Here is a 15,591-nt window from a genome sequence, read left to right as displayed (position 1 = left end):
TGATTCTTCAGTTAACTCACCCTTTGTTTGTACAGAATTCTAAAAGTAGGCGTTAGTGATGGAATTAATCTATCAGTATGCCTGGCTGATTCCAGTATTACCTCTCTTGGGAGCAATGCTAGTCGGTCTAGGGCTAATCTCGATCAATCAGGTGACAAACCGCCTGCGACAATTAAATGCTGTAGTCATTATCTCCCTTATGGGAGCTTCTATGGTTCTGTCGTCGGCCTTGCTGTGGAGTCAAATTCAAGGCCATGCACCTTACCTCCGCACCCTGGAATGGGCAGCAGCAGGAAATTTTCACCTGACTATGGGCTACACTATTGACCACCTTACAGCCTTAATGCTGGTAATTGTCACCACAGTAGCAGTTTTGGTGATGATTTACACCGATGGCTACATGGCTCATGACCCCGGTTATGTGCGGTTTTATGCCTATCTCAGCTTATTTGGCTCTTCCATGTTAGGTTTGGTGGTCAGCCCCAACCTGGTACAAGTTTACATTTTCTGGGAATTGGTGGGGATGTGTTCCTACCTCCTAGTGGGCTTTTGGTATGACCGCAAAGCCGCAGCAGAGGCCTGCCAAAAAGCATTTGTTACAAACCGGGTCGGTGACTTCGGCTTATTATTAGGCATTTTGGGGCTGTTCTGGGCGACAGGAAGCTTTGATTTTATGGTCATGGGCGATCGCCTATCAAACCTAGTAGAAACTGGCTCTATTAGCAATTTCCTCGCCATTGTGTTGGCGATTTTAGTCTTCCTTGGACCTGTTGCTAAATCGGCCCAATTCCCACTCCATGTCTGGCTACCAGACGCAATGGAAGGTCCTACTCCCATTTCTGCCCTCATCCATGCAGCGACAATGGTAGCAGCGGGTGTATTCCTCATTGCCCGGATGTATCCAGTATTTGAAAATGTGCCAGCAGCAATGAACGTAATTGCTTTTACTGGCGCATTGACGGCGTTTTTAGGGGCAACTATCGCCATTACCCAAAATGACATTAAAAAGGGTTTGGCTTATTCCACCATTTCCCAACTCGGTTACATGGTGATGGCCATGGGTGTGGGTGCTTATAGCGCCGGTTTATTCCACCTGATGACTCACGCTTATTTTAAAGCGATGCTATTCTTGGGTTCTGGTTCGGTAATTCATGGTATGGAAGCAGTTGTTGGTCATGACCCCGTACTAGCGCAAGATATGCGCTTAATGGGCGGACTGCGGAAATATATGCCCGTGACCGGTTTCACATTTTTGATTGGCTGCCTGGCCATTGCAGGGATTCCTCCCTTTGCCGGTTTTTGGTCAAAAGATGAAATTTTGGGCGCGGCCTTTGCTGCTAACCCCTTCCTGTGGTTTATTGGTTGGGTGACAGCAGGAATTACAGCTTTTTATATGTTTAGAATGTATTTCTCAACATTTGAAGGTAAATTCCGGGGTAATGATGAGAAAATCAAGGTAAAACTCAAAAATGCTGCTGCTTTGGCACAAAAATCAGGTACAGCAGAATTAGCTCCTAATTTCGGTCCTGGGGCGATGAAAAAGGGAGAATTAGATAGTCATTCCCATGAATCCCACGGACACAGCCATTCTCCCCATGAGTCTCCTTGGACTATGAGTTTACCTTTGGTGGTTTTGGCTATTCCTTCTATGTTAATTGGTTTGGTGGGTACTCCCTATGCCAATTATTTTGAGCAGTTTATCTTTCCCCCTAGCGAAACTTTAGCCGAAGTTCTGGAAAAGGCTGCGGAATTTGACCCCCATGAATTTTATGTGATGGCTGGTAGTTCTGTGGCGGTTTCTGTGATTGGGATTACTTTAGCAGTGCTGATGTATTTGGCTCGCAAAATTGATCCTAGTGCGATCGCTTCTAAAATTCAACCACTCTATGATTTATCCTTGAATAAATGGTACTTTGATGATATTTATCATCGTGTTTTTGTTCTCGGTTTGCGTCGTGTGGCTAGACAAGTGATGGAAGTTGATTTCCGCGTTGTTGACGGTGCTGTTAATCTCACGGGTTTCTTTACTCTTGTCAGTGGTGAAGGTTTGAAATACTTGGAAAATGGTCGGGTTCAATTCTATGCCTTGATCGTTTTTGGGGCTGTTTTGGGCTTGGTGATTGTTTTTGGTGTTACCTGATTTTAATGGGGGCGGTTTGTCCGCCCCTGGATTGTTTTTAACGAACCACTCCAGGCGCAGAGGACACGGAGTTAATGACACCCTACTGTCTGAATCAGGATATCCAGGATTTAAGGATGTACAGAATGAAGAAAAAAACTAATCTTTAAAATCTGGAATATTTCCAGATAAATATTCATATAAAATCCTATTAATCCTCTAATCCTGGGCATCCTGATTCAGACAAAAAATATTTATAATCTAAACAAACCAATTCTCAATCTGAATCTCTTGAAAATCAATAAAATCTGAAATATTATTCATTACCAAAAGTATGCACATCTGAAATTATAAGGAGAATTAATAGCTATGCAAGAGTTAACGATTGAGGAATTATTAAATATTGCTCAAAGTCAAATTCCACCAAAGTCAGCAAGAATTACATTTTCAACTATTAGAAAAAAATCAAAATAATCAATTAAGTGAATCTGATAGGTTATTGTTGAAATCTCTACGAGTGAGTGCTGATTATTTAATGTTGAAAGTGGAAAGGTTTTTCTCTTCCAGATTTTGAGCAATTAGTATAAAAAGGTAAAATTATGAATATCCAAATTAAACCGGAATTAGAGCAAATTATTCAAGCGCAAATTGCCACAGGTAGATATACAAATCCTGAAGATGTAATTAGTAAGGCGTTAAAATTGCTTTTGGAGTGGGATAAGGGTTATCAGAATTGGGTGGAAGAAACACGGGAAAAGGTGGATGTTGCTATTGAACAATTAGATAGAGGTGAAGGTATTAATGGGGAAGTTGTGATTTCACAATTGCGGGATAAGTTGCGTCAAGCGAGAGAGAGATAAGGATGAAAATACTTATGATTTCTCCAGAAGCTAGTCGTGATTTATCAGAAATTATTGATTATTTTGTTACTAGAAATATTGATGCTGGAGAGCGTTTTGTTGATGAGTTTGAAAAGAGGTGTCAGTATTTAGCTAATTTCCCTAATATGGGGCGTAGCTATGAAAATATTAGGTTTGATTTGCGGGGTGTTCCTTTAGATGGTTACGTGATTCTTTATCGAGTTATTAATGGTGGAATTGAAATTGTCCGTGTAGTTAGTGGTTATCGAGATTTGGAGTCTTTGTTTCAATGAATAATTGAGAAGCCCTGGCAATTAGAAAGATGCTTCCAGCACGCTACGCGAACGCGGCTATACAAACTAAGTCCACCTGAGTGGACTAAAAGCAAGATTTTTGAACTCGGCGGGTTTTGTCTGTGCAGACGCGAATTATATTCGCCGGGTTATGAATATTTTTTGTTTCGCGCAAAGACGCAAACTAAAAATTGAGTAAACAAGCTTAAATAAGCTATGTCAGTCCTACTGATAGCGAATAGTTTATGATTCTTCATGAACTTCAATAATGGTTACTTATTTTTACACATCTTTACAAAGTTAACTTTACCTAATTAGTGATTAAAGAGGTATTTGTATGATATACGGCAGTTTCCGGTATTATGAAGTACAGATATTAATGATAAAACTTTTGTGGTGCGGGCATCTTGCCCGCATAATGTGTACCTCACTCAAAACTACTTGCTGTATCATTAGCATTTTAATAGCGATAATCTTAATTATAAGATTATTATTTAGAAATAATAAAAACCAGTTACTACAGTCTAAATCAGATCATAATATTGAGTTAGAGCCGATTCAACATGAATCAAATAATCTGCAATCTTTAATAATTCAGAAAAATGCTTATATTCAAACTTTAGAAATAGAAAAAGCTGGAAATTTACAAAATATCTCGTTATTAGAAGCCAATATTATTACCCAGCAATCTAATTGTGAATTACTTACACAAGAAAAAATTAATTTGAATAATCGCGTTCAACAATTAGAAGGGCAAATTCAATCTCTCACTGAGAAAATAAGAGATTTAGAATTGCAACGGAATACATTTGAAGTTAGTAATAATCATAGTTATCTAGAAAATATACAATTCCAGATTGCTCAAAAAGATAATGATATCCAAAAGTTAGAAATTGAAAATAATCAAAATATTCAAAGAATTAAACAGCTAGAAATAAATCTTAATGATAAAGAATCACGATTAAATGAGATAAGTAACAACAATAATATTTATCCGAATGAATTGCAAAAGCAGATTGCTCAAAAAGATGCCTATATTAAGAATTTAGAATTAGAAAAGAGGGATTTAGAGAAGGATTTAGAGAGGTATGTAGAATATTTAAACATATCTGGGTTAGAAGATATAGAAGATATAGAAACATATCCACTTTTTATAGAATATGAATATGACTATCAATACTTAAGAAGTCCTTGTATGGATAGATGCCAAGATTATATAGACTATTTACAACAATATCTATAATATTTTCAAAAGTATGATGATAGATACAAAATCAGTAAACTGTCTCATATAAGGTGGCTTAAAACCTAAAACAATATCCGTTTGGTACTCCCAATTCTACCAACTCACTAGCTACCCCTTCCTCAGTAAAATCTCTCTGAATCCAAATTTTTCCATCTCTAATATCTACATGAATAATTGTCCCATAAACGTAACTCACATTAATTCATGAGATTAAATTTAATTAATTTTAGTGCGTTACGCTTTGCTAACACACGCTACTGTCTACTGTCTGATAGCGTAGCGTGGCGTAGCCATATCAAGATGAAGAAAAAACTCATCGTCAAAACCTGGAATATTCCCAGATAAATATTCATAAAAAATCCTGTAAATCCTCTAATCCTGGGTATCCTGATTCAGACAATTAAGCATTTTTAGGATGAAGAAAAAACTCATCTTTAAAACCTGAAATATCCCTAGATAATTATTCACAGAAAATCCTGAGTATCCTGATTCTGATTATGAAAAGAAATTTTCATAATCGTCATGACTACCAATCCAAAACCATGTAACTGTATCACCATCCAAAACCCCAATTGCTCGATAATTGAGATTTATCCTGACAGACCAAATATTTTCCTGGTTATTTATACATTTGAAATGCAAAGACGGATAAAAAGGATTTTCTCTCCATAACCGATAAGCTTTTCTCGCACTCTGTCTAACTTGCTTGTCAAGAGACTGATATTCATCCCAAAAAGAAGGAAGGGTTGCTGACTTCATAGGTGTTGATAACCTCTAATGGTATATACACCAAATCTAGTCTTTTCTGAAGCCAGATATAAATCCTGAATTTATAACTTGTCATAGTCCATTGGTTTTGCAAGTCCTTCCGCAATCTCTCTTTTAGCACGTTGAGCAGATGCAATCAATTTTTCTTGAGTTTTCTTAAATGAATTATCCCATTTAAGTTCATCTTGCAAATCTGCCAAATATTCTCTCAGATGTTCTGCAATTCTGTCTTGTACATCTTCAGATAAAGATTCCATCATTTTAACTACGGTGGTAATTGCTGGAGATGACATAATCTAATTTCCTTTTAAACCTTACCAGTCTATTTTACTAAATATAAACTTAACTGCATCCCTCAACATATTCCACTATGCGGGGAAACATCCTGAAAATGCTTATCAGAGTGGAGAATGAAGGTGATTATTGATACTAATATTTTAGTTTCTGCTGTTCTCAAGGGGAGAGAACCAAGGGATTGTACAATCTCTCTGAATCCAAATTTTTTCATCTCTAATATCTACATGAATAATTGTCCCATAAACGTAACTCACATTAATTCATGAGATTAAATTTAATAAATTTTGGTGCGTTACGCTTTGCTAACACACGCTACTGTCTACTGTCTGATAGCGTAGCGTGGCGTAGCCATATCAAGATGAAGAAAAAACTCATCTTTAAAACCTGAAATATTCTCAGATAAATATTCATAAAAAATCCTGTAAATCTTCTTAATTACAGTGGTAATTGCTGGAGATGACATAATAGAATTGTCTATTTTACTAAAAATCAACTTAACTGCATCCCTCTACATATTCCACTTCTGGTAGTTTACCCGCTCTATACCTAGTTACACGCTGACCATCAGTTTCAAAAACAATGCGATAGTTTTGTTCGGCTTTATTTTTGGGAATAAAAGTTAAATAATATCCCTTTGTATATTTATGGGGTGTAACTTTAATTTGTCCAGGGTAAAGTGATTTAATTCGCGCTTCTGTATCACCAATTTTTGCACCAGAAACAGTAGTTATTTTGGGATTATTTACATCTACTCTGGCAATAACATCGCTGGTAACATATTGGAGACGACTCTTAACATCATCTTTTGTCACCATAAATGACACACCTTTGAGTTCTCCTTCCGTTTGTAGATAGTAACAACTATCACTTCCAGCATAGCTAACAGATAAACGAGTATTAGCCGCAGCAGCAGCTTCAGGAAGATTCATCCCTATTTTTACTGGACCCATACTATTGACAGTTACTTTGGCTTGACTGGTGAGTTTTGTCTGTGCAATGACTGTTCCGAGTGTGACAGAAAAAAATGTGATAGTCACAGGCGCAAAAGTTAGTAATGTAGTTTTGTGATTCATCTGTTTGTTGATAGTATTTACCCAGTTTGACGCACCCTAGATATTTCTAGATATTTAATATGACATTTGCTTAAGTCCTCTATCTAGATCCCGCAGATAACAAAATTCTCCTAGAATACAATATCTAGGGAAATTTAGCGAAAATTACAAGATTTCCGTTCACTATCATGTTCAGGATATTGCCAAGAATAAGCAAAATGGCTCACACTCTTAATTTGAGGAGATAATTGGTATAGTGCTTGCATTTGCGCTTCCAAGGATGGACGATTATTAATTGATTCCCCCCAGTGACCAGCTAAAGCGGGAATAACTTTTGTACCTGGTTTACTCAGTGCTAAAACCTGTTTTACTTGCGCTACAATACAACTAGCATCACCGCAAGTTGCGTAGGACATGGGATGCCATTCTAAGATGCTAGGGAATTTATCCCAAGGTTGCAACCGGGAATCATACCCTTGTCCTAAAGCTTGATTTCCTTCGGGAAAAAAGACTACTCCGGCGGGTATACCTTGTTGTTTGGCGGGATAACTTGCTAAAGCGACAAAATCTAAGATCCCTTGCATAGCATGAGCAACGGTGAGTAACCACAAATCTAATTGCAAAATGCGCTGTTTTTCCCCTGAAGAAGTCAGAGATTTTTGTTTTTTCGCAGGAATACGCCCTTCCCACATTGGTTCATCTTCTTGCGGGTAGCGTTGATCAACTTCCGCTATATCGCCGCTGCTAATATATCCCTTAGTGAGAAACCGGCGAATTAATTCCCGCCCTTTGGAATTTTGGGCGCGGCGAAATAAAAATTCTTGGGTGGCGGGGGTAAATAGCCATAAGTCCTGAACTTTGGTAACAATGGAATCCGCACCAGACTGGCGGGGATAGCGTACATAGTCTAAGAGAATACCATCAGGACGACGGCGGATCACCTGCTGCACCATTCGGTAATAATCGCTTCTAGCCTGGGGATTGTAGGGATCAATAAAGACTTGAGATCCGTCCTCTACTACGGATAAACTGGTTTGATTTTTGCCATTACGGGCGATCGCATTTTGTCTATCTGGACGTTGAGCATAGGTATAACCAAAGTTATTGGTAAACATCCAAGCATATACTTTTAACCCCCTTTGTTGCGCTTTTTTGATGGCTACGGCTAATAAATCTACTTTTTCTGCACCACGAATCCGAACTACTGCTGGCCAAACTGTCGGGTTTGTTGCTGCTGGTAATAGTACCTGTCCATCATAAAATACTTCTAAATAAACTTGGTTGTAGCCTTGGTTAACAATTCGATCCATAATTTGATCAATTGCTCCTGGTTGGATATCACAAGGATATAAACGTAACCAAATAGCTTGAGTCTCTGGCCAAGTTCGACTGCGGCATTCTTGTAATTCTTCTGTATGCTGTTTTAGTAGTTTTTGATAGTCCCTTTTCGCCTCTTTATTGTTTGCAAGAGCTAATAAACGTAATTTATCTTTTTGTTGGGCTGCTTTTGATGATACCCGACAATCTTCTCTCTTTTGAGCAATGGGTAGGGCTGTCCTATCCCTCCGGGGAGGCTCGTCCCTTTGGCTTATTCTCTGGTGGGGAAGAGAAGCGTTGGCTGCTTGGGCTTCTAAGTTAAGAATCAATAAGCTATGACTAATAATTACAGTCAATAAACTTTGCCAAGATATAATTGATCTTAAAAATTTCCAGTTGCAATTAGACATATCATTTAAAACTCGTATTCGTCAACAAACTTGGTGACAATCAACCCAGCTTGTTTATGATAAAAAGCGGAGGTTTGTAGTATTCCCAATTGAGTTTATACCACAAAAATCAGAGAGTGAAAAAATAATTGCTCTTGTCCCAATTCGGAACAAATTTGGCTTGTTGGTTCCCATCTACTAATAATGTCACGAACCTTTTGCATTAAAACATCACTAAAATTTTCACCCAGTTTCTGTAACGCTCCCGTGAGAAATATAGTAGTCATAGCAGTAGTTAAGGTTATAGGGTTCATAAAATCTTGACTAAAAATATTTGAATATACTTATTATCGGCATAATTATCGAAGATCTTCAATAATCATGATCATGGTAGTGTAATCCGAATTATAAATAAGAGGTATTCCTTACCCCAAAAAAGATAAAATCACCGAAAATTGATTTTCAGAATCTATATCTGCAAGTAAAACCGACGAATAACTATGCTAGAACAAGGTAACATCAGTATTCATACTGAGAATATTTTCCCAATTATCAAGAAGTCTCTCTACTCAGACCATCAAATCTTCTTGCGGGAACTGGTATCTAACGGGGTAGACGCTATCCAAAAGTTAAATATGGTGTCCCGCGCTGGTGAATATAATGGTGAAATTGGTGAACCAGAAATTACCATTAGCATTGATAAAGACAACAAAACTCTCTCCATTACTGATAATGGGATTGGAATGACAGCAGAGGAAGTAAAAAAATATATTAACCAAGTCGCTTTCTCTAGTGCTGAGGAATTTATTCACAAGTATGAAGGAAAAGCAGACCAACCGATTATCGGTCATTTCGGTTTGGGTTTCTACTCTTCTTTTATGGTTGCCAAACAAGTACAAATTGATACTCTTTCATACAAAGAAGGCGCACAAGCAGTTCGTTGGACTTGTGATGGTTCTCCTAAGTTTATTTTAGATGAGTCCCAACGTACCAGTCACGGAACTACAATTATTCTCACCTTGGAAGGGGAAGAAGAGGAATTTTTAGAACCAGCACGAATTAGGAATCTTGTCAAGACCTATTGTGATTTTATGCCGGTTCCCATTAAAATGGATGGGGAAACTTTAAATAAACAAAAAGCTGCATGGCGTGATTCTCCTAGTAGTCTTACTAAAGAAGACTATTTAGAATTTTACCGCTATTTGTATCCTTTTCAGGAAGAACCCTTGCTATGGGTACATTTAAATACAGATTATCCCTTTGTAATTAATGGTATTCTCTACTTTCCGAAAATGCGCCCTGATGTAGATGTTACCAAGGGACAAATTAAGTTATTCTGTAATCAGGTGTTTGTCAGTGATAATTGTGAGGAAATTATTCCCCAATTTTTAATGCCAATGCGAGGTGTAATTGATAGCACTGATATTCCTTTAAATGTTTCTCGAAGTGCATTACAAGGCGATCGCACTATTAAGAGAATAGGAGATTATATTGCCAAAAAAGTTGGCGATAGACTAAAGGAATTATACCGCGATGACAGGGAACAATACATAAAAATCTGGAAAGATTTGGGAACATTTGTCAAGTTCGGTGTTCTCAATGATGATAAATTCAAAAAACAGGTAGAAGATATCATTGTTTTCCGCACTACGGCTAAATTAGAAGCCGCAGCAGCGGTTGAAGTTCAAACCGCTGAAGATGATGCTTGGCAAGATGCCACCTCAGCTAATAGTATTAATTTACCATATATAACCCTGAAAGAATACTTGGAACGGAATAAAGAACGTCATGAAAATAAAGTATTTTACAGCACAGATGAAGCAAGTCAATATACTTATATTGAACTGCACAAAAATCAGGGTTTAGAAGTCCTATTTATGGACTCCTTTATTGATACCCACTTTATTAACTTCCTCGAACAAGAATATCGGGATGTTAAATTTACACGGGTGGACTCGGATTTAGATAATACCCTTCTAGAGGACAAAACTGGTGAAATTGTTGATCCCACCACCAACAAGACGAAAGGAGAAGTGATTAAAGAACTATTTGAGAAGGCACTGAATAAGCCAAAATTGAACATCCGCACTGAGTCACTGAAATCCGATGACCCCCAAGGAACACCACCAGCAATGGTATTATTACCGGAATTTCTGCGTCGGATGCGGGAAATGACCGCTATGATGCAGCAGCAAACCACTGAATTTCCCGAAGAACATATTTTGCTAGTAAATACTGCCCACCCGTTAATTCAAAACTTGATTAATCTTAATGAGGGTACTATTATTCATGGTGATGGTGTATCCCATACGAGTCAATTAGTGACCATAATTTGTCAGCACGTTTATGATTTAGCATTAATGTCTCAAAAAGGTTTTAATGCAGAGGGGATGAAATCCTTTGTAGAACGTTCTAATGATGTGCTAACTAAGTTAACGGAACAAGCAAGTAAATAGAAAATAACAATCAAGTGTAGGGAGACGTTGTTTACAGCGTCTCTTCCGAAGAGGGGATACTTTTTTATTTAATTGGTTTATTTAATTGGTTTATTTAATTGGTTTATTTAATTGGTGCAACTAAAGCGTCCAGATGTTTAGATGTATTTGGTCTGATTTAAATGACCACTTGGCTTCCTTCACTAGTGATCTGTTTTGCCAGTTGCGTAAGTCCTGTGACAATTATTCACGCCAAATTAGTTACCAATAAAAGTGCCAAGTTGACATCAGATGCTTGTGAAAAAATGAGCATTTACCTGATATTAATAATTTAAAGATATCGTAAAGATATTCTAATTCTGGTAAATGGGAATAAAAAATCAAAGTAGACAGATCAGGATAGGAAATTTTTACAGCCAATAGTGCTATACTTCCTATTTCTTTGAGAGTTACATGAATATAAATGGGGAGTAAAATTCCTGTTTCTGGTAAAGTTATTCTGAGTAATTCTTCTAAAACCCTTAAAATTATCCAACTAGATTCAGGTTCTTCAATTCTCCAGTAAATTGGCATATTAACCTGAAAATCTAGATGGGGATAGGAGTTAATCCAAGGTTCTAGTAAACACTCAATACATAAAGGTAAGCTATCTTGAATAGATATCGGACATAAGCGATCGCTCAATTGTACTAAAGAATGATGAAGGTTATCAATTTTTTTGATATGTGCTTGAATTTCTGTCACTGATAAACTTAGTTTATCCATAACTAATAAATCTAAATTACGTCGGATTGTAAAAGATTCTTGTAATAAATCATCACGGACTTTTTCAGATTCTAGAAATAGTTTGAGAAATTCCCTATAAAACCACCACTGTAATGCTTGCTTAATTCTTGGCTCAGATGTCATAAACTTGATCATGATTATGACTTAGTTAAATTAGAAATTACCCTGTTTGTAAAGGGGGGGAGATTATTCACTCTTAGGAAAAGGAAAAGTTAGGGTGAGATATTTGTGGTACTTCATAAACCTAAAATTTGCTGTATGTTTTTTATAACCCTTGTAGAGAGGTTTGATGGAATGTCGCTACTTTTTGGTTAGCTAATCACAAATCAGCAATCAATCTGGCTTTTCTTAACATAAATTGTAATACTGTTTCTTCCCTAGAAATAATATCGGCCGTACCATTCATTCCCGACTGAAGAAAACACTGACGATCATTATTTCCAAATGAACTTTTTTCGGGTTGAATTGTAGCTTCAAAGTAGTTAGCACCAGGAGAAATTGCAGTATTTGTATCTTTGCTTAGAGGTGTAATTGCATCAGGAGAAATCGTTTTAACAACGCCCTTAGCAGTTCCATAATCAGGATATGGACAAGCATCAACACGAAGTTGTGCTTTTTGACCAACAGCAATTTTATTAATTTCTGAGCTAGGAATCAGAGCTTTAATTACTAAAGAATTACGATCATCAGGTACAATCTCAGTAATAGATTCACCAGCGCGAACAACTTGTCCAGAATTTCGTAAATTTAGTTTCAAAATAATCCCATCGTTAGTAGCAACAATAGTGCTATTTTTTCGCTGATTTTCTAGCTGTTGAAGTTCTTTTTGTAATTGTTTTATTTGAGTTTGTATTTCAACCAAACGCTGAATTAAGCCTACCCTTTCTTTATTTAGAGCAGCTATATTTGCTTCACCTTTAGCAGTTTCTTGAGCAATACGTTCTTGTGCCATATTCATCATTGCCGTAGTTGGATTAATTGCAGCTTTATTTAATTTAACTTTTATATTAGCGATATCAACAGCTTTTTTTGCAGTTTCCAGTGTTAAGGTTGTTTGTTGAACAACTAGCTGTTTTTGCTCAAATTCTCGGTTACCAATTACCCCCATTTCTGCCAACTGTTGATAGCGATCACGATCCACCTTTGCAAATTCTAAGTCAGCTTCAGCCTTTTGTAAATCTACTAATTGTTTTTGAATATTTAGCTGGGCTGTTATTAATTCACCTTCAGTATTAACCTTTCGCTCTTCATATTCCCTTTGATTTTTTAATAAATCCTCCTGAGCAGCAATAACAACCCTTTGTATGACTTTTTTTTCAGCCATGATTTGATTATTTAAAGTCCGGTTTTGAGCATAAATTTGTAAAATTTGTAATTTATTCTGGTTGATATTTTCTTCTAATTGACTTTTTTTAATTAGCAATTGTTCAGTATCTAAAATGGCGATTACATCTCCTTGTTTAACAATTTGATTTTCTTTGACTAAGATAGTTTTAATAGTCCCTTCTACCTTTGATTGCACTACACGAGTTTCACCTATGGGACGAACAATAGCATTAGCTTTGACAGTAACATTATATTTCACCCATGAAGATAAATAAATACCAGTAATAACAGTCCCAATCAGAAATAAACCTGCTAGGGATGTCCAACTACTTATAGGTGGAAGTGAATTATCATTTCCAATTACAGAATTAAATTCTTGATTATCAGTGTAAAGCATAGTTATCTAAATAATGAATGATATATAGGATTCCTATCAGAAGTACCAGATGGTTTTCCCCCCTTTATAAGAGGTAAATACAAGGGAAATTAAGGAATTAGAAAATCTAAATGATCTCCTGGTTTATTGCGTAAATCCTCTAAAGAACCTTCTAATTTCAACCTACCTTGATCTATCAAAACAATCCAGTCAGCCCGATTAATTACTTTAGGTCTGTGAGTAATTAAAATAGTTGTTTTCCCTCGACGATGTTTAAATAATTGGTCTAAAACTTGGGCTTCACTAACTGGATCAAGTCCCCCAGTAGATTCATCTAAAATCAAAATTGGTGGGTCTGTAACAATGGCTCTAGCTATGGCTAATCTTTGTCTTTGTCCACCAGAAATATTAGCACCAAATTCTCCTAAAATAGTTTGATATGTCTCCGGTAACTTATTGATAAATTCATCAGCACCAGAAATTTTACAGGCTTGAACAATCTGTTCAAAGCTAACATGAGGCGCTCCTAATCGAAAATTATCAATAATAGAACGACTCCAAAAATGAGCATCCTGGGGAACAAGAACCACTTGTTGACGCAGACATTCTAAAGAAAGGTCTTGAAGGTTATAAATTCCAATTTGGATATTACCAGATTGCAGAGGATATAATCCAGCTATTAATTTAGCTAAGGTACTTTTACCGCATCCAGATTTACCAATTAAAGCCACAACTTGACCACCAGGAATTGTTAAAGAAAAACCTTCTAAAAAGTCAATTCTTCCTGCATAGTGAAACTTCAAATTTTTACAATAAATATCAACATTTTCGGGAATTTTTACAACAGGTTTTTTGCCATAATCTTCATTTTCTGGAGTAGCATCAATAACTTCTGTTAAACGTTGGGTTGCAGTTTTCGCACGAGTAAATTCTTCAACAAAGCCGATAACTGTACCAATTAAACCCAAAAAATTCCCATTCATAGAGTTAAATGCTAGTAATTTACCAATACTGAGATTTTCAGCGGGATTAATTACTAAATAGCCACCGAACCAAAGTAAAATAACACCACCAATAGCAGAGATAAAACCAGAAAAAGTATTATTAATGATGCCAATTTGGATAGTGCGAAACATGAGATTAGCTAGACGAATAAAACGGCTTTCTAATTCATCTAAAAATTGGGGTGCTGAGGTAGTTGTTTTGAGAGTTAATGCTCCTTTAAAAGTTTCGACTAAAACCCCTTGAGTTTCCGCTTCTTGAACTAAAAGTTCACGAGTCTTTTGTTGTAAAGTTGGCTGAAAAATAATAGTTGATAATGTCATTAATACGGAGATTAATAACGCTATTCCGGTTAATTTCCAGCTATAAAAAATCATGATACTTAGAGAAATCAAGGCAATAAAAAATCGGCTGGGTAAGGTAACAACCAATTGAGCCACTAATTGATTAATTTGTTCAATATCTTGCAATCTACTAACTATTTCACCACTGCGTCGAGCTTCGTAATAACTTAAAGGTAAACGCAAAATTTGTCTACCAAAATCTAAAACTAGCCCTAATTGTAAGCGTTGAGCAAAGTTAGCAATTAAGTTAGATTGGACAAAGGAAAGGCTATTAGAAACAAAATTCATAACTACTACGGAAATCGCTACAGTAGTTAGTAATTTTGTGTCACCTCTAACTAACACATCATCAGTAAGAATTTGTAATAAAAAAGGAGAAGCTAAAGATAACAAACCCAAGATCAAATTTAAAGGTATAACTTGGACTAAAATGGCCCGATAAATCCAAACTCGTCGAAAGAAACGCCAAAAGCCACCAGTTTTATCACTTTCTTGTTCAAAAAAGCGAATAGGATCTGGTTCTAGCAAGAGAATTAACCAATCTTTCCAACCATCAATTAAATCTTTTTTAGAAAGATAACGAACCCCAACTCCGGGATCTGCAATGACAAAATTTTTGCCTTTTTTACCGTATAAAACAACCCAATGATTTCCTTTCCAGTGAATAATTGCTGGTAAGGGAGCTTCATTCATTCGATTAATTATTTCCGATGATGTTTTGACTGGATTAACTTTAAAACCCAGGCTTTCTGCACCTCGTCTTAACCCTAATAAAGTAGTTCCAAATTGTCCAGTTCCAACAACTTCCCGAATGCGGCTGAGGGTAAAATTACGACCATAATATTTGGATATTGTAGCTAAACAAGCTGCTGCACAATCTTCTTCACTATGTTGTTTAACAAATTGGAGTTTCATAAATAAATAACCATAGAAAAGAATCAAAATATATTATTTTTATTTCTATTGAATTGGTAGTAAACA

The 15,591-nt window shown here is 36.4% G+C and carries 14 protein-coding genes and 1 pseudogene; 5 read left to right on the top strand and 10 right to left on the bottom strand.

Annotated features, from left to right (window positions below):
• Nucleotides 1-58 precede the first annotated feature (58 nt).
• The 4 genes from FFO06_RS13910 (at nucleotide 59) to FFO06_RS13890 (ending at nucleotide 4,515) form a co-directional block, all read left to right on the top strand.
• Nucleotides 59-2,140 (top strand): NAD(P)H-quinone oxidoreductase subunit 5, encoded by a 2,082-nt coding sequence (locus tag FFO06_RS13910; protein ID WP_137908562.1) that lies wholly within the window; start codon nucleotides 59-61, stop codon nucleotides 2,138-2,140.
• 578 nt (nucleotides 2,141-2,718) lie between these two features.
• A complete protein-coding gene (locus tag FFO06_RS13900; protein ID WP_137908561.1) occupies nucleotides 2,719-2,979 on the top strand; it encodes a ribbon-helix-helix domain-containing protein in 261 nt (86 codons plus the stop codon).
• Nucleotides 2,980-2,981: 2 nt separating this feature from the next.
• Nucleotides 2,982-3,272 (top strand): type II toxin-antitoxin system RelE/ParE family toxin, encoded by a 291-nt coding sequence (locus FFO06_RS13895; RefSeq protein ID WP_137908560.1) that lies wholly within the window; start codon nucleotides 2,982-2,984, stop codon nucleotides 3,270-3,272.
• 337 nt (nucleotides 3,273-3,609) lie between these two features.
• Entirely contained in the window at nucleotides 3,610-4,515 is a 906-nt protein-coding gene (locus tag FFO06_RS13890; protein WP_236097148.1) for a coiled-coil domain-containing protein, read from the top strand.
• Here the strand turns inward: FFO06_RS13890 and FFO06_RS13885 are convergent.
• The 7 genes and pseudogenes from FFO06_RS13885 to FFO06_RS13855 form a co-directional block, all read right to left on the bottom strand.
• Nucleotides 4,510-4,705: pseudogene (locus FFO06_RS13885) on the bottom strand (element excision factor XisI family protein); the annotation flags it as partial. The gene FFO06_RS13890 and the pseudogene FFO06_RS13885 sit on opposite strands and share 6 nt — an antisense overlap.
• Before the next feature lie 308 nt (nucleotides 4,706-5,013).
• Entirely contained in the window at nucleotides 5,014-5,277 is a 264-nt protein-coding gene (locus FFO06_RS13880; RefSeq protein ID WP_137908558.1) for a type II toxin-antitoxin system RelE family toxin, read from the bottom strand.
• 71 nt (nucleotides 5,278-5,348) lie between these two features.
• On the bottom strand, nucleotides 5,349-5,579 hold the full coding sequence (locus FFO06_RS13875) for a hypothetical protein (protein ID WP_137908557.1): 231 nt from the start codon (nucleotides 5,577-5,579) through the stop codon (nucleotides 5,349-5,351).
• Between the two features lie 144 nt (nucleotides 5,580-5,723).
• Nucleotides 5,724-5,837, bottom strand: a complete 114-nt coding sequence (locus tag FFO06_RS22595; RefSeq protein WP_162501199.1) for an element excision factor XisI family protein — start codon at nucleotides 5,835-5,837, stop codon at nucleotides 5,724-5,726.
• A gap of 240 nt (nucleotides 5,838-6,077) precedes the next feature.
• Complete coding sequence (locus FFO06_RS13865) at nucleotides 6,078-6,656, bottom strand: hypothetical protein (RefSeq protein WP_137908556.1); 579 nt, start codon at nucleotides 6,654-6,656, stop codon at nucleotides 6,078-6,080.
• 134 nt (nucleotides 6,657-6,790) lie between these two features.
• Nucleotides 6,791-8,362 carry a family 10 glycosylhydrolase gene (locus tag FFO06_RS13860; protein WP_201275461.1) on the bottom strand — a complete coding sequence of 524 codons (1,572 nt, stop codon included), beginning with the start codon at nucleotides 8,360-8,362 and terminating at the stop codon, nucleotides 6,791-6,793.
• A gap of 95 nt (nucleotides 8,363-8,457) precedes the next feature.
• Nucleotides 8,458-8,655 carry a hypothetical protein gene (locus FFO06_RS13855; RefSeq protein ID WP_137908555.1) on the bottom strand — a complete coding sequence of 66 codons (198 nt, stop codon included), beginning with the start codon at nucleotides 8,653-8,655 and terminating at the stop codon, nucleotides 8,458-8,460.
• Nucleotides 8,656-8,841: 186 nt separating this feature from the next.
• Here FFO06_RS13855 and htpG point away from each other — a divergent pair, with 186 nt between their 5' ends.
• Nucleotides 8,842-10,797 carry a molecular chaperone HtpG gene (gene htpG, locus FFO06_RS13850; protein ID WP_137908554.1) on the top strand — a complete coding sequence of 652 codons (1,956 nt, stop codon included), beginning with the start codon at nucleotides 8,842-8,844 and terminating at the stop codon, nucleotides 10,795-10,797.
• Nucleotides 10,798-11,037: 240 nt separating this feature from the next.
• Here htpG and FFO06_RS13845 read toward each other — a convergent pair whose 3' ends face one another.
• The 3 genes from FFO06_RS13845 to FFO06_RS13835 form a co-directional block, all read right to left on the bottom strand.
• Nucleotides 11,038-11,685 (bottom strand): hypothetical protein, encoded by a 648-nt coding sequence (locus FFO06_RS13845; RefSeq protein WP_190371572.1) that lies wholly within the window; start codon nucleotides 11,683-11,685, stop codon nucleotides 11,038-11,040.
• Nucleotides 11,686-11,881: 196 nt separating this feature from the next.
• Nucleotides 11,882-13,285: an HlyD family secretion protein gene (locus FFO06_RS13840; RefSeq protein WP_137908552.1), complete on the bottom strand. Its 1,404-nt coding sequence runs from the start codon at nucleotides 13,283-13,285 to the stop codon at nucleotides 11,882-11,884.
• A gap of 89 nt (nucleotides 13,286-13,374) precedes the next feature.
• Nucleotides 13,375-15,525, bottom strand: coding sequence for a peptidase domain-containing ABC transporter (locus tag FFO06_RS13835; RefSeq protein WP_137908551.1), 2,151 nt, complete (start codon nucleotides 15,523-15,525; stop codon nucleotides 13,375-13,377).
• Nucleotides 15,526-15,591 lie beyond the last annotated feature (66 nt).

The sequence above is a fragment of the Dolichospermum planctonicum genome (assembly GCF_005402965.1).
Lineage (GTDB): Bacteria > Cyanobacteriota > Cyanobacteriia > Cyanobacteriales > Nostocaceae > Dolichospermum > Dolichospermum planctonicum.
This window is presented reverse-complemented; position numbering and strand designations above follow the sequence as displayed.

Excerpts from the sequence above, each read along its gene's own strand:
- FFO06_RS13875 (WP_137908557.1), bottom strand. The coding sequence starts at position 5,579 with ATGTCATCTCCAGCAATTACCACCGTAGTTAAAATGATGGAATCTTTA.
- FFO06_RS13880 (WP_137908558.1), bottom strand. The coding sequence starts at position 5,277 with ATGAAGTCAGCAACCCTTCCTTCTTTTTGGGATGAATATCAGTCTCTT.
- htpG (WP_137908554.1), top strand. The coding sequence starts at position 8,842 with ATGCTAGAACAAGGTAACATCAGTATTCATACTGAGAATATTTTCCCA.
- FFO06_RS13835 (WP_137908551.1), bottom strand. The coding sequence starts at position 15,525 with ATGAAACTCCAATTTGTTAAACAACATAGTGAAGAAGATTGTGCAGCA.
- FFO06_RS13910 (WP_137908562.1), top strand. The coding sequence starts at position 59 with ATGGAATTAATCTATCAGTATGCCTGGCTGATTCCAGTATTACCTCTC.
- FFO06_RS13890 (WP_236097148.1), top strand. The coding sequence starts at position 3,610 with ATGATATACGGCAGTTTCCGGTATTATGAAGTACAGATATTAATGATA.
- FFO06_RS13860 (WP_201275461.1), bottom strand. The coding sequence starts at position 8,362 with ATGTCTAATTGCAACTGGAAATTTTTAAGATCAATTATATCTTGGCAA.
- FFO06_RS13895 (WP_137908560.1), top strand. The coding sequence starts at position 2,982 with ATGAAAATACTTATGATTTCTCCAGAAGCTAGTCGTGATTTATCAGAA.
- FFO06_RS13845 (WP_190371572.1), bottom strand. The coding sequence starts at position 11,685 with ATGACATCTGAGCCAAGAATTAAGCAAGCATTACAGTGGTGGTTTTAT.
- FFO06_RS13840 (WP_137908552.1), bottom strand. The coding sequence starts at position 13,285 with ATGCTTTACACTGATAATCAAGAATTTAATTCTGTAATTGGAAATGAT.
- FFO06_RS13900 (WP_137908561.1), top strand. The coding sequence starts at position 2,719 with ATGAATATCCAAATTAAACCGGAATTAGAGCAAATTATTCAAGCGCAA.
- FFO06_RS13865 (WP_137908556.1), bottom strand. The coding sequence starts at position 6,656 with ATGAATCACAAAACTACATTACTAACTTTTGCGCCTGTGACTATCACA.
- FFO06_RS13855 (WP_137908555.1), bottom strand. The coding sequence starts at position 8,655 with ATGAACCCTATAACCTTAACTACTGCTATGACTACTATATTTCTCACG.